General features: G+C 74.8%; 5 protein-coding genes. 2 read left to right on the top strand and 3 right to left on the bottom strand.

Annotation, left to right across the window (positions count from 1 at the left end; translation table 11 throughout):
- Positions 1-23 precede the first annotated feature (23 nt).
- Genes IG88_RS0137445 through IG88_RS0137435 form a run of 3 tightly spaced genes read right to left on the bottom strand, consistent with a single transcriptional unit; the run spans position 24 to position 3,326 of the window.
- Positions 24-515: a cupin domain-containing protein gene (locus IG88_RS0137445; protein ID WP_031051236.1), complete on the bottom strand. Its 492-nt coding sequence runs from the start codon at positions 513-515 to the stop codon at positions 24-26.
- The gene (locus tag IG88_RS0137440) at positions 512-1,183 is read right to left on the bottom strand and encodes a GNAT family N-acetyltransferase (RefSeq protein ID WP_078861727.1); all 672 of its coding nucleotides are present in this window, start codon (positions 1,181-1,183) and stop codon (positions 512-514) included. The genes IG88_RS0137445 and IG88_RS0137440 overlap by 4 nt, the downstream gene beginning before the upstream one ends.
- Complete coding sequence (locus IG88_RS0137435) at positions 1,176-3,326, bottom strand: penicillin acylase family protein (RefSeq protein ID WP_031051229.1); 2,151 nt, start codon at positions 3,324-3,326, stop codon at positions 1,176-1,178. The genes IG88_RS0137440 and IG88_RS0137435 overlap by 8 nt, the downstream gene beginning before the upstream one ends.
- 83 nt (positions 3,327-3,409) lie before the next feature.
- Between IG88_RS0137435 and IG88_RS0137430 the strand changes: the two genes are divergently transcribed.
- Positions 3,410-4,135, top strand: a complete 726-nt coding sequence (locus IG88_RS0137430) for a siderophore-interacting protein (RefSeq protein WP_031051227.1) — start codon at positions 3,410-3,412, stop codon at positions 4,133-4,135.
- Between the two features lie 25 nt (positions 4,136-4,160).
- Positions 4,161-4,745, top strand: coding sequence for an HhH-GPD-type base excision DNA repair protein (locus IG88_RS0137425; RefSeq protein WP_030405183.1), 585 nt, complete (start codon positions 4,161-4,163; stop codon positions 4,743-4,745).
- Positions 4,746-4,943 lie beyond the last annotated feature (198 nt).

The raw sequence follows: 4,943 nt of genomic DNA, 5'->3' as shown, positions 1-4,943 counted from the left end.
GGGTGGGGGTGAGGGGGGCCGGGTCATGGGCGGCACAGTGCCACGATCCGGCCGGACTCGGCCGGGTAGCGCGCCGTGAGGACGGCGGCGTCGCCGTGCTCGTAGTCCCCGTATGTGAATCCGGGCGCCATCGTGCAGCCGAACAACGACCACGCGCCGCCCGCGGCCACCCTGCCGCCCATCCAGGTCCCGGCCGGGACCGTGAACTGCACGTGCTGCCCGCCCAGGACGTCCGGCCCCAGCACGGCCGTGCGCGCGCTGCCGTCCGGGGCGAGGAGGAGCAGTTCCAGCGGATCGCCCAGGTAGAAGTGCCAGATCTCGTCGCCGCGCAGGCGGTGCAGGGCGGAGAAGTCGCCCGGGCGGGCGGTGAGCAGGGCGACGACGGCGGACCCGGCGGGGCGGCCGTCCGGGCGCTCGGGCCCTGCCCAGGTGCGCCGGAACAGGCCGCCCTCTCGGGGGATGGGCTCCAGCGCGTAGTGCGCGATCAGGTCCTCTGCGGTGGGCGCTCCAGTCACCCGGGGAACGCTACCTCCCGGCGGAGGAAGGCGAGTTGCGCCTTCTTCTCCGGCAGGTACACGTCCGGCAGGTCGACCTCGGGGAGGACCACCGCGGGGCCGGCGGTGAAGCCCTGCTTGAGGAAGCGGGCGATCGCCTTGTCGTTGGCCACGTCCGGGTCGACCACGATCCGCGTCCGGTCCAGCCCCAGCAGGGCGTAGGTCACGAGGGCGCGCGAGAGGGCGGCGGTCCAGCCGGGGCGCGCGCCCTCGGCTCCGGCGGGGGCGAGGAGCAGGTGGACGCCGATGTCGCCCGGCTCGGCGTCGTAGCACTCGCTCACCCGGTCGGCGGCGGGCTCGTAGGTCTGGAAGAGGGCGACCGCCTCGCCGTCCTTGACGACCAGGTAGGCATGGTGGGTGCCGAGGGTGGCCATGTGCGCGTACACCGCGGTGACCTGGTCCGCCGTCAGGCCGTTCATGCCCCAGAACGCGGCGCGTTCCTCGCTCACCCAGCCGTGGACCACCGGGGCGTCCGCCGCGGGGTCCAGGGGGAGGACGCGGACGGTGCCGAAACCGTCGAGGCGCTGTTCGTGCACGGCGGCCCGGTCGCTGTACGCCCGGTCGCTGTACGCCCGGTCGCTGTACGCCCGGTCGCTGTACGGGGTCGGCTGGGGGTGGGACTCAGTCATCGGGGTCCTTCGTGAGGCGGGTGAAGTCGGTGATCACCGGGACGAGTTCACCGGTGAGCCACAGGGGCTGCTGGTCTCGGCGGTGGGGTGAGCCCGGTGCGCCCGAGGCTCCGTGCGGCACCGCCCAGCGGCTGTTCTCGCGGTCGGCCAGGTCCCAGACGTACCGGGCGGCCGGGCCGCGCGCGGCGCGGTCGGTGAGGCCGGGTACGGCGGAGGTGCACAGCACGCAGTCGTGGTCGCCGGAGAGGCCCGGCTCCCGCCCGGCGCCGGTGGCGTCCGGCAGGGCCCGCCAGGGGGCCAGGCGGTGGGTGTCGCCCCAGGTTCCGGCCGGCGGGTCCGCGGCGACCTCCTCCAGCGCGGCGCGCACGGTCGCGGCGCGGTCGATGCCGTACAGGTCGTCCGCGCGCAGGAGGTGTTCGAGGGCGTACGCCACGCGCGGCACCAGCGCGAGCCACGGCTGCAGCACCTCGGGGTACGCGGGCGCCACGGCCGCGGGGGCGAGGGCCGGGTGCGCCGCCAGTCTGCGCACGACCGCCGCGCGCAGGGCCGCGTAGGCCGCCGCGTCGGTGCTGTCGGCGTCCATGCGGCGGTCCCAGGCGAGGAGGCGGGCGGCCAGGGCGGCGGCTTCGGGGGTGAGAGGGGTGGTTGTTGTGATCTGGGTGGTTGGGGTGGTGGCGGTGATCTGGGTGGTTGGGGTGGTGGCGGTGGTCTGGGTGGTGGCGGTGGTCAGCCGCTTGATGTGGGCCAGGAGGGGCGCCGCCGAGGCCAGGTGGGTGTCCGTGTGGATCGTGGGCATGTCCGATGCAGACCAGCGTTCCCGGCCCGCCAGCAGGGCGGTGATGCGGTCGGCGCGGTGCGGCGGCGCGAACTCGACGCCGAGGGGCGCGGCCGGGCCGCGCTGGTTGGCCATCACCGCGACGCCGTCGGTCAGGCCGGCGCGCGGCGGGGTGTGCCAGCCGGTCCACTCGTGGCCGGGTTCCCAGGCCGGCACGGGACGCAGCCCGTTCGCCCCCGGCCGCACCGGCACCCGGCCCGCGACCCGGTGCAGCAGGCCGCCCTCGGTGTCGGCGGCCTGCACCACGTTGACCGGCTCGGCCCACGCGTCCAGGGCGCGGTCCACGTCGGCGACCGTGCGGGCCCGCAGCAGCGGCAGCAGGGCGCCGAAGCCGAGGTCGGCCGTGACGCGGGGCGGGTAGCGCAGGCTGAGGGCGGCCGGGGTGCCGTCGTCCAGGCCCTCGGGGCCGCCCGCGATCACCGGGCCCCGGTCGGTCTCGACGACCTCGACCTCCGCGGTCTCCTCGCCGGCGACGTCGATGCGTTCCGTGTGGCGGGCGGCGCGGTGCCAGGTGCCGTCGGGGCCGAGTGCCTCGACACCGGCGCCGGTGCGGCGCAGACGCTCCCGGTACAGGTCCTGGTAGTCGGCCATGGCGTTGGTGATGGCCCACGCGACCGTGCCGGTGTGGCCGAAGTGGGCGATGCCGGGGACGCCGGGCACGGCGAGGCCGACCACGTCGAACTCCGGGCAGGACAGGTGGATCTGCTGGTAAACGCCGGGCTCCTCGATGAAGCGGTGCGGGTCCCCCGCGATCAGCGCGTGCCCGGTCGTGGTCCGTTCGCCGCTCACCAGCCAGCCGTTGCTGCCCACCGTGCCGGGTCCGTCTGCGGCGAACAGGGCGACGGCCTCCGGGCCGAGGCGGGCGGCGACGTGCTCGCGCCAGAGCTTGGCGGGGAAGCCCGCGAAGAGGATGTGCGTGGCGAGCCAGACGCCGAGCGGGGTCCAGGGCTCCCAGCGGCCGGGGGCCAGGCCGGTGCGGGCGAACTCGGGGGCGGGTTCGCCCGTGGTGAGCTGCTCGTTGACTCCGTCGACGTACGCCCGCACCCAGGCCGCCGTCTCCGGGTCCCGCCGCTCCAGGGCGGTGAAGCAGCGGCGTGCGGTGTCCGCGAGGCGGGCGAGGCGGTCCCAGGACAGGGCCCCGGGGCCGAGGAAGGACGCCGAGGTGCCCTGGGCGCGGTGCCGCTCGACCTCCAGTTGCCAGGCGCGGTCGCGGGCGGTGACCCGGCCCTGGGCGCGGGCGAGTCCGGCCGCGGAGTCCGCGCGCAGGTGCGGGATTCCCCAGGCGTCGCGGTAGGTCTCGGCGCTCACCCCTGTGCCCCTACTTTCCTTTAGGTTAGGCTCACCTAAGTTTTCTCGTCGTGGCCGAATAGTACGTGAAGGGTGAAGGAACCATGGGGCAGGGGCGGGGCTGGGAGGGCGCGGTCCTCAAGCTGATGCGCGCGAAGGACTTCGAGTTCACCGTGACGGACGCGGAGGACGTGACCCCGCACTACCGGCGGCTGCGGCTGACCGACGGCGGCATGCTCGCGGTGACCGGTGTCCACCCCACCATGTGGGTGCGGCTGTGGTTCGACAACGCGGGCCGGCCGCACCAGCGGGGGTACACGCTGGTCGACCCGGATCCGGCGACCGGCACCTTCGCCATGGAGTTCGCCCTGCACGAGGGGTGCGCGAGCGACTGGGCACGGGCGGCACGGCCGGGGGACACGATCGAGGCGACCGTCCAGGGCACGGGGTTCGAGGTCCCCACGCCCCTTCCCTCCCGCGTCTTCGCGGTCGCGGACCCGGCGTCCCTGCCCGCCCTCAACTCCCTCCTCGACGCACTGGGGCCGGTGCCGGCGACCGTCTGGTTCGAGGGCGCGGCCGACGCCGGCCTGCCCTTCCGCACCGTGCCCGGGCGGCACGAGGTCCGCGCGGTGCCGCGGCGGGACGCGGGGGCGCACCTGGTGGCGCAGGTGAAGGAGGAACTGCCGGAGCTGCTGGGGGCCGTCACGGAACCGTACGTCTGGATCGCCTGCGACACGGCGACCACGCGGGCGCTCGGCTCGTACGTCCGCAAGGAGCTGGGGGTGCCGAAGCAGCGGGTGAACGCGCTGGGGTACTGGCGCGCGACCTGAGCGCTTACGCGCGATCATCGGGACCATGGACGTCACACTTCACCTCGCCCAGGACCCCGAGGCCGACGAACTCCTCGGGCGCAGCCCCCTCGCCGCGCTGGTCGGCATGCTGCTCGACCAGCAAGTGCCGATGGAGTGGGCGTTCAAGGGGCCGTCGACCATCGCCCGGCGGATGGGGGCGGAGGACCTGGACGCGCACGACATCGCGGCCTACGAACCCGAGGAGTTCGCCGCGCTGCTCTCCGAGAAACCGGCCGTGCACCGCTACCCCGGGTCGATGGCGGGGCGGGTGCAGCAACTGTGCCGGTACCTCGTCGAGACGTACGACGGTGACGCCGAGGGCGTCTGGCGGGGGGTGTCCACCGGGAAGGAACTGCTGAAGCGGCTCCAGGAGCTGCCGGGGTTCGGCAAGCAGAAGGCCCAGATCTTCCTCGCCCTGCTCGGCAAGCAGCTCGGCGTCCGCCCCGAGGGGTGGCGCGAGGCCGCGGGGGCGTACGGGGAGCCCGACGCCTTCCGGTCCGTGGCGGACATCCGGGGGCCGGAGTCACTGGCCAAGGTGCGGGCGCACAAGCAGGAGATGAAGGCTGCGGCGAAGGCGTCCGGCAAGTAGGCGAGGTGCCTGCGGCGCCTGTGCGGGTTCGGTAGGGGTGCGGAATGCCTGCGGCGCCTGTGCGGGATGGGTGGGGGTGCGCGTAGCGCGGTGCGGTGGGTTGTGGGTCGGGGCCGCGCCGGGGGGTGTCCGTCCTCGGAACGGCGCGGAATCGGTCGGCCACAGATGTGAACTCCGTTGACGCGCCAACCGCTGCGG

This window comes from Streptomyces sp. NRRL F-5650, from assembly GCF_000721365.1.
Classification (GTDB): Bacteria; Actinomycetota; Actinomycetes; order Streptomycetales; family Streptomycetaceae; genus Streptomyces; species Streptomyces ardesiacus.
Note: the sequence above shows the minus strand (reverse complement) of the source record. Positions and strands in the feature narration are given on the sequence as shown.

What these genes read in the sequence shown, in the direction of transcription:
- IG88_RS0137440 (WP_078861727.1), bottom strand. Translation starts at nt 1,183, where the DNA reads ATGACTGAGTCCCACCCCCAGCCGACCCCGTACAGCGACCGGGCGTAC.
- IG88_RS0137430 (WP_031051227.1), top strand. Translation starts at nt 3,410, where the DNA reads ATGGGGCAGGGGCGGGGCTGGGAGGGCGCGGTCCTCAAGCTGATGCGC.
- IG88_RS0137425 (WP_030405183.1), top strand. Translation starts at nt 4,161, where the DNA reads ATGGACGTCACACTTCACCTCGCCCAGGACCCCGAGGCCGACGAACTC.